The organism is Streptomyces niveiscabiei, from assembly GCF_033794345.1.
GTDB classification, from domain to species: Bacteria; Actinomycetota; Actinomycetes; order Streptomycetales; family Streptomycetaceae; genus Streptomyces; species Streptomyces niveiscabiei.
Window position 1 is genome coordinate 48,238 of sequence record NZ_JARAYJ010000046.1, and the last position, 15,302, is coordinate 63,539.

Below are 15,302 nucleotides of genomic sequence, written 5' to 3' on the forward strand. Positions count from 1 at the left end.
GGTCCGGGGATCGGGGGAATGCGGGGGAGCGGTACCGGGGGGACCCTCGGGGGACGGCGTTCGGGGGAGCGTCGCGGGGAGCGGTACCGCAGGGGGGAGCACGGGGGAAACACGGGGGAACAGAGAGCGGGGCTGGAGGGCCGGGGGGTCTGTCCAGTCCCGTTTCTTTGTGCCCGGCTCCGGGTTTTTCGCGCCCGGCTTCGGGGTCTTCGTGCTCGGCTTCGGGTTCTTCGTACGCGACTCCCGGTCGCGGAGCGGGAGTTACGTCGTCGTCGCCGGTGCCGTCGGCTGTACGCGGCCGGCGGCTTCCGCGAGGCGGGTCATGGCCTCGTCCCGGTCGCAGGCGTATGCGCCCAGCGCCGTCTGGCGGGCGACGATGGCCCGCTCGGCGCGCATCAGGCGCCAGCCCCGGCGGATGAGGAAGGGGACCGACTTGCGGCCCTCCTTGAGGTCGCGCAGGAAACGCCTGCGGAAGGTCTTCACCGGGCCCCGGCTCAGGCACAGCGCGTCCGCGAGTACCCCTTCCTCACGGCATCGCTCGACGATCTCGGCGGCGAAGATGCCCTCCGCGATGAATACCGGAGTACCACCGAAGTCGACGGTCTCGGTGCCGGTGCGCGCGCTGAGCGAGATGTCGTACACGGGTACCTCTGTGGAGCCACTGCGGCACAGCTCCGTGATCGCCGCGACGGCCGTCTCCGTGTCCCACGACGCCGGGTGGTCCCAGTCGATGTCGGAGCTCCCCTCGACCTGCGGCAGCGTCGGGTCGTCGCCCTCCTTGTAGAAGTCGTCGAGCCGCAGCACCGGGAGACCGGAGCGGGCCGAGACGAGGGACTTGCCGGAGCCGGAGGGGCCGCACAGCAGGACGACCCGCGTGGGGAGGGGAAGGGAACTCACGGGACACCAGTGTGCGGCATGTGCCCTGCTCGGCACGAGTCCACGGGGTGCCTTTGAAGCGTGCGTCACATCATCGCGGGTCGCCTTTGATGCGTACGGCGCCCTTCAACTACCCTCTGCGTCGACTCGATTACTCCCCGCATCGAAAAGGTGGCAGCGAGATGCCTCAGCACGAGAACGTCCCTTCCTCTTCAACCGGCCGTCGCACACTGGCCGCCCTCGCGACCGCCGGGGTGGCCCTCGGGGCCGGCGCCGGGGTGGCCGCCGCGGCCGACGCGCCGGTCGTCGAGGCCGTCCGCACGAACCCCTCGGCCCTCGGCCAGATCGACCCCCAGGCGGGCCTCCAAGGAGCGCTCGGCTCCCTTCCGTACGCCACCGGCGCGGTCACCGCCCTCAAGCCCAACCCCCTCGCCGGGACCGGCGTCGACCCGCTCGACAACGGGGTGGGCACGCAACTCGCCGACTTCCAGCCGGTGGCGACGCGGGCACTGACCGGGCCGGTCGCCCAGGCGCAGTCGATCGGGTCGATGCCGGTGGTGGGGCAGGTGGCGGGGTTGCTGAAGGGGTGAACGGCGACGGAGGACCACGGCTCCGCCGTGGCCCTCCGTGCTGTTTTCCTATGCGAACGTGCCCGCGTTGAAGACGATGAAGCCGTCCTTCGCCCGGCACGCCGGGTCGATCCCGGAAGCCACCGCCCGCTTGTCGCCGGGCTTCAGGTAACTCCCGCCGGCGGTGATGGCGTCACCTTCCAGGACAGGGCCGAAGCCCGGCACCTTCACGCCCCGCTTGCCCCCGCTCAGCACAGCCTCGGTCCCCTCGGGCCAGACCGGAGTCATCGTGAACTCCTGCTCCGCCCTCTTGCCGTGCACGACAAGGCACTTGCCCACCTCGACGTACGCCAGGCGCCCGCCCACGGACATGTCGGCCGCCAGGGCCAGATCGTGCACGACGATCTGCGGGTCCGTACCGGTGAGGGAGATCTTGTCGGTGCCCGAGACCACCACCTCTTCCGTGCTCGGAGAGGAGGACTCCCGAGGCTCGGCGTTCCCCTCGCCGGAACTTCCGCAGGCGGCGAGCGCCAGCATGCTCAGGGAGACGACGAGTACGAGCTTGATCGGCTTCACCGGGACAACTTTCTGAATTGGTGACTGACTACCGCGTCCACACGTCGTAACCGCGGTTCTGGAAGAGGTACGCCGGGGTGAAGACGCATCGTCCCGTCCCGTCGTTGAGGACCCCGGAGTGGATGCCGTAGGCGGTTCCACCGTTGTACCAGGGGCCGCCGCTGTCACCGGGACGGCAGTTGCCGCCCCTCATGACGACCATGTGCTGGAGCGAACCCACGGTCGCGTTACGGATGCTGACGGTGCTACAGGTCTTGCCGGACGTTCTGCCGAACTTGCAGATAGACGTTCCGACGGCGGGCATGGTTCCCCGGTCGTCCGCGTACCGGGTGCTGTTGGTGCTCTGGTAGAACGTGCGCGTGCTGGTCTTGTTGCCCCGGCTCGTGTAGCCGAGGTCACCCGAGGAGCCCTGGTGGGTCCAGACATTGCTGACGCTGGTGGAGCCCCCGTGGGTGCTGTGGTTGGAGTACGTCTGCGAGCCACCGCCCGTGGTGCAGTGACCGGCTGTACCCAGGCGCTTGGTGTCGCCGGATATCTCCTTCAGGTTGAAGCCGGCCGTGCAGCCGACGGACAGGTAACCGCCACCGCGTATGTACGCGTCCTGCTGGTCGAGGGAGGCGTCCTTCACCACTTCCACCGAGACGCGGACACCGGCGTTGTCGGAGGCGTCCTGCCGCACCGCTTCCTGGACGCCCATCAGCCGCGAAGTGGCCTTCGCCGCCGGGCTGTTCAGCTCGATCTGGACCTTGACCTCCCCCTCCTGGACGTCGTAGAAGCTGATCGCGTCGGCGACGTCGTTCTGGGCGAGCGCGTTCGCGTGGGCCACTTGCTGGGCGTCCGCGAGGTCGGCCTCGGAGAAACCTCGGTTGGTCACCAACTCGACCGGCGCGGGCAGGGATTCCGCGATGTCGGAGAACTTGTCCTGCCACCCGTACTGTTCGATGGCGTCCGCGAGCGGGATTCCCTCGTCCGACGCCATGGTCCGGATGTCTTCCAACTGCCCCGCGGTCAGGTCGTCCACCATCACGTCAGGGGTGTCCACCGGCCCGTCGGGCTGGCTCTCCGCCGTGGGACGGGCGGCCGAAGCGGCTTGCGCGACATAGGAGTCCAGCGCTTCCGCGAGGGAGATCCCCTGAACCTCCGAGGTCCGCTTGATGCTGTCGAGCACGGGACGGTCGACGCCCGTACCGCCCTCGGAGTTGAGGAAGACGGACCGCTCCACCGGGGCGCCGGATTCCACGGCCGCGGCCTGCGGGGCGAGGACGAGTGACCCGGCCGGCGGCTGGGTCAGTTTCGGACAAGCGTGTGACCTTGCAGCAACTACCGCCGCCACAAGGTCACTTGGCTCGGGCTTTACTCTAGCTTGCCCTTTGTTGAACCTGGGAGGATTTTTGGTGAGGCTTTCGGCTCAGTCGTCCTCGTCTCCAGGGGGGGCGGTCAGGCGGTCGGTGCCCTGGTGGGAGGCGTGGGTGGGAGCGATCTCCCTTGCTCCAGAGGGAGTTGGACTTGAGGGCGGTGACACGGGGCTGGTGGGGTGCTTGCTGTCACGGACCGGGAGGGTGCCGGGGCGCTGTCGCTGTAAGTGGACCTGAGCCAGCGGACGTTGGCCATGTCTGCGGTGGCTCATCGCACTGCCGCACTTTTGCCTGACAGATTCCTTGTCGTCGAAGATCTCGCCGGTCCCAGACCCTCCTGGTGCACGGTGGTGGACCCGTCCGGCAGCGTGAGCAGGATGAGGGCGCCGCTCGTCAGGGCGCACGCTCCCGCCGAGAAGGGGACGACCTGGATCGTGGTGATCTCTGTGTACACCACGGGCAGCAGCGCGGTGAGTTGCTCCCGCATCACCGCCGGGCCGCCGACCGCCTGCCGCGGAGCTGCTTCTCCGATGATCCACCAGAAGTCCGGCGGGTTGTCGCGCCGGAGGATCTCCTGGCGGCTCAGGCGCGTCGCCGTCAGCTCGTCGATCTCCTTGCGGTCATGCTGGACCCGCCTCGCCTTCGCCTCCAACTCCAGGCAGTGGTCGAACCGCTTGGCGACGTACTCCTTCTTCGTGATCGCGTACAGCGTCTGGAACAACTCCCCTGTGTCCGAAGGCCACATCGAGCTCCCTGCGGAAGAGCTCGGCGGCGGATCGAGTGGGGTCGAGGTCGAGAGCGGGTAGCTCGGTCATGGCGGTGCTCCCTCGTGCCGTACGCGCTGTTTCGTCTCCTGTTGGGGACGGCCTTGATTCCAAAGGCAGTTGCGGTGTGTGGCGGCGTGGGTGCGAAAGGTGAAAGCGGGTGTTTCAAGGACCGCATGGAAAGGGAGAGGGCCGCAACAAGTGGCGCCCTCCCCATAGGTGAGTGTTTGTCAGTAGGACGAGCCCGACGCCCCCAGCGAACCGGTCGTGTGCCAGACCGTCTTCGTCTCCAGGAACGCCGTGAGGCGGTCCGTGCCCTGCGGGTCGTTCCAGTCCACAGGCTGTGGACGCAGGACGCGCTTCAGGTTGTCGGCCGCCGCGATCTCCAGCTCCTTCGCCAACTCCTCGTCGGCGCCTGCCAGATCGATCGCGTTGACGTCCTGGTGGGAGGCGAGGGACGGGGTGATCTCGGCGGTGCGGCCGGAGAGGATGTTCACAACTCCGCCCGGGACGTCGGACGTTGCGAGAACCTCGCCCAAAGAGAGCGCGGGCAGCGGGGACTTCTCCGAGGCGATGACGACGGCCGTGTTGCCGGTCGCGATGACGGGGGCGACCACCGAGATCAGGCCCAGGAAGGACGAGTCCTGGGGGGCCAACACCGCGACCACGCCGGTCGGTTCGGGCGTCGAGAGGTTGAAGTACGGCCCCGCCACCGGGTTCGCGCCGCCCACGAGCTGCGCGATCTTGTCCGTCCAGCCCGCGTACCAGACCCAACGGTCGATCGCCGCGTCGACCTGAGCCGCGGCCTTGGACTTCGACAGCCCCTCCGCCTCGGCCACTTCACGCGTGAACTGCTCGCGGCGCCCCTCCAGCATCTCGGCGATGCGGTACAGGATCTGACCCCGGTTGTACGCGGTCGCGCCCGACCACCCGCCGAACGCCTTGCGCGCGGCGACGACCGCGTCACGGGCGTCCTTACGGCTCGACTGAGGCGCGTTGGCCAGCCAGTTGCCCTTGGAGTCCGTCACCTCGTACACCCGGCCGCTCTCGGAACGCGGGAACTTCCCGCCGACGTACAGCTTGTAGGTCTTGAAGACACTAAGTCGGTCAGACATCGAGGTACGCCTCCAGGCCATGGCGACCGCCCTCGCGGCCGTAACCCGACTCCTTGTAACCGCCGAACGGCGAGGTCGGATCGAACTTGTTGAACGTGTTGGACCAGACGACGCCCGCGCGCAGCTTGCTCGCGACGGCGAGGATGCGGGAGCCCTTGTCGGTCCAGATACCGGCGGAGAGGCCGTACTGCGTGTTGTTGGCCTTGGCGACGGCCTCGTCCGGCGTGCGGAAGGTCAGCACGGACAGGACAGGGCCGAAGATCTCGTCGCGCGCGATGGTGTGCGCCTGCGTGACGTTCGTGAAGAGCGTCGGCGCGAACCAGTAACCGGAGGACGGGAGTTCACACGCGGGCGACCACCGCTCGGCGCCCTCCGCCTCACCCTGCTCCGCCAACGCCGTGATGCGCGCGAGCTGTTCGGCGGAGTTGATGGCGCCGATGTCCGTGTTCTTGTCGAGCGGGTCACCGAGGCGCAGCGTGGAGAGGCGGCGCTTCAGCGCGTCCAGCAGCTCGTCCTGGATCGACTCCTGGACCAGCAACCGGCTTCCCGCGCAGCAGACTTGGCCCTGGTTGAAGAAGATCCCGTTGACGATGCCCTCGACGGCCTGATCGATCGGGGCGTCGTCGAAGACGATGTTCGCGCCCTTGCCGCCGAGTTCGAGCGTCAGCTTCTTGCGGGTACCGGCGACGCTGCGGGCGATCTCCTTGCCGACGGCGGTGGAGCCGGTGAAGGCGACCTTGTTCACGTCCGGGTGGGCGACCAGCGCGGCGCCCGAATCGCCGTACCCCGTAAGGATGTTGACGACGCCCTTGGGAAGGCCGGCCTGGCGGCAGATGTCGGCGAAGAACAACGCCGACAGGGGAGTCGTCTCGGCCGGCTTCAGGACGACCGTGTTGCCGGTCGCGAGCGCGGGCGCGATCTTCCACGCCAGCATCAGCAACGGGAAGTTCCACGGGATGACTTGACCGGCGACGCCGAGCGGACGCGGGTTCGCGCCGTACCCGGCGTGGTCCAACTTGTCGGCCCAGCCGGCGTAGTAGAAGAAGTGCGCGGCGACGAGCGGGAGGTCGGCGTCCCGCGTCTCCTTGATCGGCTTGCCGTTGTCCAGCGTCTCCAGGACGGCCAGTTCACGGCTGCGCTCCTGGATGATGCGGGCGATGCGGAAGAGGTACTTCGCGCGCTCGGAGCCGGGCAGCGCGGACCACTTCTCGAACGCCTTGCGGGCGGCCTTGACCGCGCGGTCGACGTCGGCCTCACCGGCCTGCGCGACCTCCGCCAACACCTCTTCCGTGGAAGGGGATACGGACTTGAAGACCTTGCCGTCCGCCGCGTCGGTGAACTCGCCGTCGATGAACAGGCCGTAGGACGGCGCGATATCGACGACCGAGCGGGACTCGGGGGCGGGTGCGTACTCGAAAGCCATGGGGAATCAGTCCACCGTCACGTAGTCGGGACCGGAGTAGCGGCCGGTGGCCAGCTTCTGACGCTGCATCAGCAGATCGTTGAGGAGGGAGGAGGCACCGAACCGGAACCAGTGGTTGTCCAGCCAGTCCTCACCGGCCGTCTCGTTCACCAGCACCAGGAACTTCACCGCGTCCTTCGACGTCCGGATGCCGCCCGCGGGCTTCACCCCGACCTGTACGCCGGTCTGCGCGCGGAAGTCGCGCACCGCCTCCAGCATCAACAGGGTGTTCGCGGGAGTCGCGTTGACGGCGACCTTGCCGGTGGACGTCTTGATGAAGTCGGCGCCGGCGATCATGCCCAGCCAGCTCGCGCGCCGGATGTTGTCGTACGTCGACAGCTCGCCGGTCTCGAAGATGACCTTGAGCCGGGCGGCGCCGGACGCGTCCTTCACCGCCACGATCTCGTCGTACACCTTGAGGTAGTTCCCGGCGAGGAACGCGCCCCGGTCGATGACCATGTCGATCTCGTCGGCGCCGGCGGCCACGGCGTCGCGGACGTCGGCCAGCTTGACGTCGAGCGCGGCGCGGCCGGCGGGGAAGGCGGTGGCGACGGACGCGACCTTCACGCCGGAACCGGCGACGGCCGCCTTCGCGGTCGCGACCATGTCCGGGTACACGCAGACGGCCGCCGTCGCGGGGGTCGCCCTGTCCGTCGGGTCGGGGTGGACGGCCTTCGCGCCGAGCGCCCGGACCTTGCCGGGGGTGTCCGCGCCTTCCAGCGTCGTCAGGTCGACCATGGAAATCGCCAGGTCGATGGCGTACGCCTTCGCGGTGGTCTTGATCGAACGGGTGCCGAGCGAGGCGGCGCGCGCCTCCAGGCCGACCGCGTCGACACCGGGGAGGCCGTGCAGGAAGCGCCGCAGTGTGCTGTCGGACGCGGCGACGTCGGAGAGCGCCGAGCGGGCGGCGGGGGGTGCAGTGGTGGGCATGGTCACCAGATGAGCATATCTACGCGCGTAGCGGATGTATAGGGCCGGTGGGCCTTACCAGGGCTCCGGGGAAGGGCCGGTATGACGCCGGGGTGGCTCCGGGGAGGTACGGGTACGACGCGTCGGGGTGGCTCCCGGGTATGAGGCCCGCGGCTGGCTCTGTGGGGGGACGGGTACCCCCTACCAGGGGTGGACGGCGTGCCGGGCGCTCGGAGGCGGCCCACCGGCAGAGCTACCGGTACCCCCTACCGGGGTCTGAGGTGGCTCGGCGAGACGCTTCGGGCAGAATCGGGCGCATGACGACCCCCGCACACGAGCCGCAGCCCTCCGGTCCGACGTACCCGGACCGTGTCTACCGCTCACCCGCCGGCATCGTCGGCGGAGTCCTGCTGCTCGGCATCGGCGGCTGGCTCGGCATCGACGCGGTCGTCGTCGGACACGGCCGCACGCCGTGGCTGGCACTCGCGGCGCTCCTGCTCGCCGTCCCCCTGGTAGCGGCCTTCACGATCCGCCCCGCGGTGTACGCCAACGAGGAACGCCTCCGCATCCGCAACCCCTTCCGTGTCATCGTCCTGCCCTGGTCCCAGGTCGCGGTGGTCCGCTCGAACTACACGAACGAGGCGGTCAGCAACGAGGGCGCCACATTCCAGCTCTGGGCCATCCCGGTCTCCCTGCGGGGCCGCAAGAAGGCCGCACGCCGCGCCGCCCGGGGGAGCACCGGCGGGGGCATGTCGCTGTTCGGCGCCGGGATGCGTACGACGGATGTCGACACGGGGGACGATCTGGCCTCCGGCGACCGCTCCATGGCGGACCTGCGGGCCCTGCACGAGGGCTACCGGCCGGGGAGCGAGTCCGACGACGCCCCGACCGAGGTGACCGTCCGCTGGGCGTGGGAGGTACTGGGGCCCATCGCCGCGGGGGCGGTGGTCCTGGTGATCCTGCTCGCGGTGGGGTGACCTACGCGGCTCGCGCGCCCCGCGTCGTACCGCATGACGATCTCTCGCATGTATGTACGACGTACCCCTGGGGGAGGGTGTACCCAGCGACTTGAGAGCTAGGGGGAGCCGTGGTCAGGACTCGGCGGCAGTGGCGTGCCCGGGGAGGGGCGAAGCGTGTCGTACCCGGACGGGGGAGGCGGATGCTCGGTGGCGTCGGCCGACGGCTGAGGGCGCACCGGGGCTGGGTGGCGGGGGTCGCCGCGCTCGCCGTGCTCGGGCCGATCGGGTTCGCCCTGTTCGGCGGCGGTGACGAGGAGACCGTGAGCACTCCCCCCGACACACGCGCACGGGAGTACCGGGACTTCGACGCGTGCCTGCTGACCGGGGCGGACGGCATCGCGCGCGGGACGGTCGCGGCGACCGTCTGGGACGGCATGCGGCAGGCGTCGAAGGAGACCCGCGCCCGCGTGACCTACGTACCCGTCACGGGAGAGCAGTCCGCCGACAACGCGCGGCCGTTCGTGAACGGGCTCGTCCAGAGGCAGTGCGACGTCGTCCTGGCCGTGGGTACCCCGCAGGTGCGAGCCGCGGAAGCTGCCGCAGGTCAGCACCCCTCGGTGCCGTTCCTCGTGGTCGGCGACGGGGAAGCGGCACGGGACAACATCACCGTCCTGAGGCCCGGGGAGGGCCTCAAGGGTGCGGTGATGAAGGGGATTCGGGATGCGATGGTCTGAAGTGCCCCTAGGTTCCTACCAATTGGTAAAGATCAAATAAAATTGCCGAGACTGTAGTGAACATTTGTTCGCCCTTGGGGATGCCTTTCGAAGTTCTGTAGGGGATCTTGCGGGGGCGGGGCATGCGTAGACACAAGCTGAGATCGATCGCGCTGTCGGTGCTCGTCTTCTTCTCGTTCATGCTCACGACCGAGACGGCGGCGGCCAACGGTGCCACCCTCCCCGCCCTGAGCATGCCGAAGTTGTCCCTCTCCGCCCTGTGGGCCTGGGCCAACACCTCCCCGCTCGACACCCCCGACCAGCAGGGCGGCACCGCCGAGGGCAAGAGCCACACCGCCTCCACGGCCGCCACCAGCGCGGACGGCGGCAGCGGGCGCGCCGCCGGTGAGGGACAGGGCCAACTCGACCCGTACGAACGGCCGGTGACCGAGACCGAGCAAGTCACCACCGGACCCGCCGCCCCCACCGAGGGCAGTTTCGACCCCGCCACCAGTGAACGCGACCCGGCCAAGTCCACCGCCACCTCGGACTACTTCGTCAACACGGACGGCTCCACCACGGTCCGCCATTACGCCGGACGCACCAACTTCCAGGGCGCGGACGGCACTTGGCAGGCGATCGACACGAGCCTGGTGGAGGGCGCGGACGGCCGGTTCACCCAGGACGCCAACTCCCTCGACGTCGAGTTCGCCGCGCACGCGAACGACGACGCGCTGGCCTCCGTCTCCCTGGGCGCCGGACGCGCCCTGTCGTACACCCTGGACGGCGCGCGGCAGGTCGCGGCGGTCGAGAACGCGGACGGCACCCTCGTCTACCCGCAGGTCGTCCCCGGCACCGACGTCCAACTCGTGCCGATCGCCGACGGGTTCAAGGAGAACCTCGTCCTCAACTCGCCGGACGCGGCGAACTCCTGGCTCTTCCGGCTGGACACCGAGGGGCTGACCTCACGCCTCACGGACACCGGCGACGTCGAGTTCACCGGCACCGACGGCAAGGTCGCCGCGACGATCCCGCACGCCTACATGGTCGACTCGAAGACCGACCCGCGCTCCGGCGAGGGCGCGCGTTCGGCGCGGGTGTCGTACGAACTGACCACAGTGGACGGGCAGTCGGCACTGCGGATGACCGCCGACCGGAGCTGGCTGGACGACCCCGAGCGGGTCTACCCGGTGACCGTCGACCCCACGACCGTCGTCTCGGCGAGCGAGGGGACGTACGTCCAGAACGACGCCGCCCTGAACCGCTCCACCGAGACCCAGATCAAGGTCGGTTCGTACGACGCGGGCACCAACAAGGCCAACTCCTTCCTCCAGTTCTCCTCGCTGGCCTCGAAGATCGCCGGCCAGAAGGTGTCCGCCGCGACCCTCAACGTGTGGGCGCTGTGGGCCTCTTCGTGCGACCCCGCACCGTTCTCGGTGTACCCGGTGACCCAGGCGTGGGTGCCGTCGACGACCACGACCTACCCCGGTCCCACGGTCGGCGCCGCCATCGGTACGGCGTCCGTGGCCCCCGGCGCCGCCTGCAAGAACCTGGACGGCAGCGTCGACGTCGGCGTGAAGATGCCGGTGACGCTCTCGACGTCCTGGTTCACCCAGGTCGCCACCGGCGGCGCCAACTACGGCCTGTCGATGGCCGCTCCGACCGGAGACGGCCTGCACTGGAAGCGTTTCCACTCCGACAACTCCGCGACCGCCGCCTGGCGCCCCTCGCTCGACCTGACCTACGCCGCCAACGCCAAGCCGCAGGTCAACGCCCAGTACCCGCCGGAGAACTTCCAGGCGAACACGCTCCAGCCGGAGCTGCTGGTCTACGCGAGCGACGCCGACAAGTGGCCCAACGCGACGCTGAGTTACGAGTTCGAGGTGTACGACGCGGACTCGGCGAGCACCACCCCGGTCGTCACGTCCGGCAGCCTGGCCAAGAGCAGCTGGAAGATACCCGCCGGCAAACTGAAGTGGTCGAAGAACTACGCCTGGTACGTGGGGGTTTCGGACGGCTACGAGGAGGTGACGTACTCCAGCCGCTTCACCACCGCCGTACCGCAGCCGCCGGTCACCTCCGGCCTCACGCAGAACACGGACGGCCACGAGTTCGACCCCTCGGACGGCAACTACACCACCGAGGACACCGACGCGGACATCGACGTCGTCGGCCCCTCCCTCCAGATCGACCGCTCCTACAACAGCCTCGACCCGCGCACGGACGGCGTGTTCGGCGCCGGCTGGTCGACGATCGCCGACATGAAGGCCGCCGAGGCCAAGGACCCCTCCGGCACGGTCACCAGCGTGGTCATCACCTACCCCGGCGGCGAGCAGATCGCCTTCGGCCGCAACAGCGACGGCACCTTCCAGCCGCCGCTCGGCCGCTACGCCCGGCTGCTCGCGGCCTCCGGCGGCGGATACACGCTGACGGACAAGGAGTTCACCGAGTACGCCTTCAAGCAGGCCACCGCGAAGACCGGCACGTACGCGATCTCCGCGATCAAGGACTACGCGGGCCGAGGCGAGACGTTCACCTACAACACGGCCAAGCAGCTCACGAAGATCACGAACGACACGGCCAAGCGGTCCCTGTCCCTGACCTGGACCACCCCCAGCGGCGCCACCAGCGCGCACGTCGACACCGTGTTCACGGCGCCCGCCGACCCCAACGACACGTCGTCCGCGCAGACTTGGAAGTACGGCTACTCCGGCGACCAGCTCACCTCGGTCTGCCCGCCCGCCGACTGGTCGCGCTGCACGGTGTACCGCTACACCACCGGCAACCACTACCGCACCACGGTCCTGGACGCCGACCCGTACGCCTACTGGCGGCTCGGCGAGGCGAGCGGAACGGGCGTCGCCAAGGACTCCGTCGACACCAACCAGGGCCGCTACCAGGGTCTCTTGCATGATCTCCTTCTGCCCGGGTTTATCCGGTGAGGCCGAGGGCTGTCAGGGGTCGGTGGTAGTCGCGGGTGCTGTGGCGTAGGGCGGCGGCGATGTTGGTGCGGCCGTCCTGACGGTGGACGCCGATGGCGAGGTTGCGCAGGCCGGCCATGATGCGCGGGAGATGGCCGACATGGATTTTGGAGTCGTCCTCGCGGAACGTGCGGTCGTGGACGTGGTGCAGAAGATTGTACGAGTCGGCCAGGGGCGCGTTTCCGTGGTTTCTGGCGGGCGTTTCCCCTGGCCGCTCGTCCGAACCCGGCGTGCCAGTTACCCGGCACCGGGCTCTCCACGAGTCCATCAGGTGGTGGTGTGGGCTGGTCGTGCGGACCACGGGGTGGGGATGGTGTTACCCCGGTAGCGGTATCGCCGGATGGGTACCTTCGCGGGGTTGAACAGTTCCACGCCGTCGGCGGTGAAGCCCCACCGGTTGTGGGGGCTGCCGTAGGTGCGGGTGATCCATCTCCAGTGCCGGCGCCGATGGCGTCGGCGGAGCCACTTCCACACACGGTGCCACAGGTAGTGTTCCAGCTCACTGAAAGTGATCTTGGATGCGCCGTGGCGGAAGTACGTGGTCCAGCCCCGGAGTCTCTGCCCCAGGAGGGTGAAGACTGTGCCGGGGTCCATGTTCATTGTCTGCCGTCCGGTCAGTTCCTTGACCCGGGACCTGACCGACTGGACGGCCTTGTCGCTGGGATAGGTGTAGACCATGCGACGGTTCGAGCCCCGCTGGGTGTGGCGCTGGATGTGCCAGCCCAGGAAGTCGAAGCCGTCGTCGATATGGACGGTTCGGGTCTTGTCCTCGGCCAGACGTAGCCCGATGGTGGCGGCAACGCCCGTGACTTCGTCGCGGAGTGCTTCAGCGTGCTCCCGGGTGCCGAACACCATCACGGCGAGGTCGTCGGCGTACCGGACCAGCCGGTAAGTCGCTCCCCCTTCGCGGCGGTGTCGGCGCCGGTGCCATTCCTTGGAAAGGCTTCGGCGCTTCGTGTCGAAGTGCTCGTCGATCACGCCCAGGGCGACGTTCGCGAGCAACGGGGACAGGATCCCGCCTTGCGGCGTCCCCGACACGGTCTCCCGCAGGGTGCCCTCCCCGGTCAGGATCCCTGCGTGCAGGAAGGACTTGACCAGCTGTAGGACTCGCCTGTCGCCGATACGCTGACGCACCCGGTCCATGAGGGCCGTGTGGTCGATCTCGTCGAAGCAGGCGGCGATGTCGGTCTCGAACACCCACACATAGCCCGAGCGGGCGTGGTGGATGATGTCCTCGATCGCGTCCTGCGCTCGCCTGCCGGGCCTGAACCCATAACTGGACGAGCTGAATCCGGGCTCGAAGATCGGTTCGAGCACCAGTTTCAGGCTGGCCTGCACCACGCGGTCTCGCGCGGTCGGGATGCCCAGGCGGCGCATCTTCCCGTTGGATTTCGGGATCATGCGTTCGGCCACGGGCAGGGGGACGAACGTCCGCGCCTTCAGGTCCGCGCGGATCTGGTCGAGGAACCCGAGCACACCGTGCTCGGACGCCTCGATCCCGGGAGCGGTCCAGCCGTCGATCCCGGCTGTCCGCGCTCCTTTGTTCGTCCTGACCCGGCGCCATGCTTCGAGCAGGAACGCCGGGTCTGCCACAAGGTTGAACAGATCGTCGAACACGCGGCCAGGGTCGGCCACCGCCCGATCGTGCAGCTTGGACTGAATCCGCAGTACCCGCGAGGCCACCGCATACGCGGCGGCCTCGGGAACGCCGGGGTTCCCCGGCGTATCTCCTGCCATTTCCTCTCCTCATCTACGTGACTCGCTGCGGTCCTTCCCCATGCGGACGGCGTTACCGTCCTCGGAGTACTACGACCGCTCCGCCTCACACAGGGCCCGACAGCGGACAGCGCGCCTGCCACCCGTCCCCTGGCTGGGGAGCGGGGAGGGCAGACCTTGCATGGTTCCCATGTTCACTTCGTCCCGGTTCTCACGGGAGGGACCCGGCTATACCCCGGCGGTCTTCGTCACGCCCGCAGACACACGTGACGACCTGTCCACCGCGGCCGGTTGCCGCGACGGACGGGAGCCTGCTTGTCGAAACAGCCCGGCTCGCACCGCACTCCCGCCCCATATCCACCAGGTTTGAGAGCGGTTCTGGCTAACGAGGCGTCAAGCACCGGTTTCTTTCGTATCCCTTCGTGAGTCGCTGGCCGGGCCCGCACGGTCTGGTAGTACCCGCACGACCCGACGGTGTCAGGGCCGCTTGCCACCGCCACACCCACGCTTCCTACGGCATGACGGCTGCCCTCTGCTTCACCCGGCTGCTGCGACAGCCAGGCGCCGGGGGTCTCTCACCCCCGTCCGGAAACAAAGCGCCTCATGGCGCACTTCGATCTTCCAGTGTCCTCTGATCCAGGCGGCGAGTTGGGCACCGGTCGCCGTCCCGGGCGGCAGGCTGGTGATCAGGTAGGCGCGTTCGATGGTGAGTTTTCCGGTGGTGAAGTCCTTTCTCCAACGGACGACTTGGAGGGCCCGGCGGGCGTCGGGGTAGTCGAGGTGGGCGAAGGCGGCGGTCTTGAGCCGCCGGATTTCCAGGCGGTGGTGGGCTCGGGTCCGGTCGTGGTGGTCGAGCGTGATCTCGCGCCAGGGCAGACGGCGGACGCGGTCGAACAGGCCGGGGTGGTTGGCCTTGACCTGGGCTATGTAGTGGGCGCCGCGTTCGCGGAGATGGGTGCCGTGGGCGTGCTGGGTGTGCAGGGCGTCGGCGGTGATGACCGTGCCGGTCAGGTCGATGGTGTCCAGCAGGGGCTTGAAGGCGGGGATCTCGTTGCTTTTGTCGGCGACCTGGCGCTGGGCGAGGACGTGACCGGTGTGGTCCATTGCGGCGAGCAGCGTGACGTGAGTGGTCGTGGTGGTGCGCGAGCCACGCAGGGCCTTGCCGTCGACAGCGATCGCCCGCAGTCCGGGGCCGGCCGGGGTGGCGTGGGCGGTGAGGAAGGCGCCGATGGCCCGGTCCAGGGCGTTGCCGTCGAGCTGGACGAGCAGACGGCGCAGGGTGTGGGGGTGCGGCACGGACACGGTCC

General features: G+C 68.9%; 14 protein-coding genes. 4 read left to right on the plus strand and 10 right to left on the minus strand.

All coding sequences use genetic code 11. From position 1 onward, the window contains the following. Positions 1–261: 261 nt before the first annotated feature. Entirely contained in the window at positions 262–966 is a 705-nt protein-coding gene (locus PV682_RS38565) for a uridine kinase family protein (protein WP_407705817.1), read from the minus strand. A 92-nt stretch (positions 967–1,058) separates the two neighbouring features. Here PV682_RS38565 and PV682_RS38570 point away from each other — a divergent pair, with 92 nt between their 5' ends. Further along, entirely contained in the window at positions 1,059–1,466 is a 408-nt protein-coding gene (locus PV682_RS38570) for a hypothetical protein (protein ID WP_319736810.1), read from the plus strand. Positions 1,467–1,514: 48 nt separating this feature from the next. Here PV682_RS38570 and PV682_RS38575 read toward each other — a convergent pair whose 3' ends face one another. The 6 genes from PV682_RS38575 to deoC form a co-directional block, all read right to left on the minus strand. Beyond that, complete coding sequence (locus PV682_RS38575) at positions 1,515–2,021, minus strand: hypothetical protein (RefSeq protein WP_319736811.1); 507 nt, start codon at positions 2,019–2,021, stop codon at positions 1,515–1,517. Between the two features lie 28 nt (positions 2,022–2,049). After that, complete coding sequence (locus PV682_RS38580) at positions 2,050–3,261, minus strand: S1 family peptidase (protein WP_319736813.1); 1,212 nt, start codon at positions 3,259–3,261, stop codon at positions 2,050–2,052. A 383-nt stretch (positions 3,262–3,644) separates the two neighbouring features. Continuing rightward, positions 3,645–4,121, minus strand: a complete 477-nt coding sequence (locus tag PV682_RS38585; RefSeq protein ID WP_319736814.1) for a DUF5753 domain-containing protein — start codon at positions 4,119–4,121, stop codon at positions 3,645–3,647. 249 nt (positions 4,122–4,370) lie between these two features. Next, positions 4,371–5,255 (minus strand): aldehyde dehydrogenase family protein, encoded by an 885-nt coding sequence (locus tag PV682_RS38590; protein WP_319736816.1) that lies wholly within the window; start codon positions 5,253–5,255, stop codon positions 4,371–4,373. Continuing rightward, positions 5,248–6,678: an aldehyde dehydrogenase family protein gene (locus tag PV682_RS38595; RefSeq protein WP_319736818.1), complete on the minus strand. Its 1,431-nt coding sequence runs from the start codon at positions 6,676–6,678 to the stop codon at positions 5,248–5,250. The genes PV682_RS38590 and PV682_RS38595 overlap by 8 nt, the downstream gene beginning before the upstream one ends. Positions 6,679–6,684: 6 nt before the next feature. Then, positions 6,685–7,647 carry a deoxyribose-phosphate aldolase gene (gene deoC, locus PV682_RS38600; RefSeq protein ID WP_319736838.1) on the minus strand — a complete coding sequence of 321 codons (963 nt, stop codon included), beginning with the start codon at positions 7,645–7,647 and terminating at the stop codon, positions 6,685–6,687. A 296-nt stretch (positions 7,648–7,943) separates the two neighbouring features. On the opposite strand from deoC, the gene PV682_RS38605 reads away from it, so the two are divergent. From PV682_RS38605 to PV682_RS38615, 3 genes are all read left to right on the plus strand, one after another. After that, on the plus strand, positions 7,944–8,603 hold the full coding sequence (locus PV682_RS38605; protein WP_319736819.1) for a PH domain-containing protein: 660 nt from the start codon (positions 7,944–7,946) through the stop codon (positions 8,601–8,603). 182 nt (positions 8,604–8,785) lie between these two features. Beyond that, entirely contained in the window at positions 8,786–9,319 is a 534-nt protein-coding gene (locus PV682_RS38610; RefSeq protein ID WP_319736821.1) for a type 1 periplasmic-binding domain-containing protein, read from the plus strand. 122 nt (positions 9,320–9,441) lie between these two features. Continuing rightward, complete coding sequence (locus tag PV682_RS38615) at positions 9,442–12,240, plus strand: DUF6531 domain-containing protein (protein ID WP_319736822.1); 2,799 nt, start codon at positions 9,442–9,444, stop codon at positions 12,238–12,240. On the opposite strand, the gene PV682_RS38620 is transcribed toward PV682_RS38615, so the two are convergent. From PV682_RS38620 to PV682_RS38630, 3 genes are all read right to left on the minus strand, one after another. Beyond that, complete coding sequence (locus PV682_RS38620) at positions 12,230–12,547, minus strand: hypothetical protein (protein WP_319736825.1); 318 nt, start codon at positions 12,545–12,547, stop codon at positions 12,230–12,232. The genes PV682_RS38615 and PV682_RS38620 overlap by 11 nt on opposite strands. Further along, positions 12,547–14,016 (minus strand): group II intron reverse transcriptase/maturase, encoded by a 1,470-nt coding sequence (gene ltrA, locus PV682_RS38625; RefSeq protein WP_319736827.1) that lies wholly within the window; start codon positions 14,014–14,016, stop codon positions 12,547–12,549. Before ltrA ends, PV682_RS38620 begins: the two co-directional genes overlap by 1 nt. Positions 14,017–14,532: 516 nt before the next feature. Then, a partial coding sequence (locus tag PV682_RS38630; RefSeq protein WP_319736829.1) for an ISAs1 family transposase occupies positions 14,533–15,302 on the minus strand: 770 nt, incomplete at its 5' end.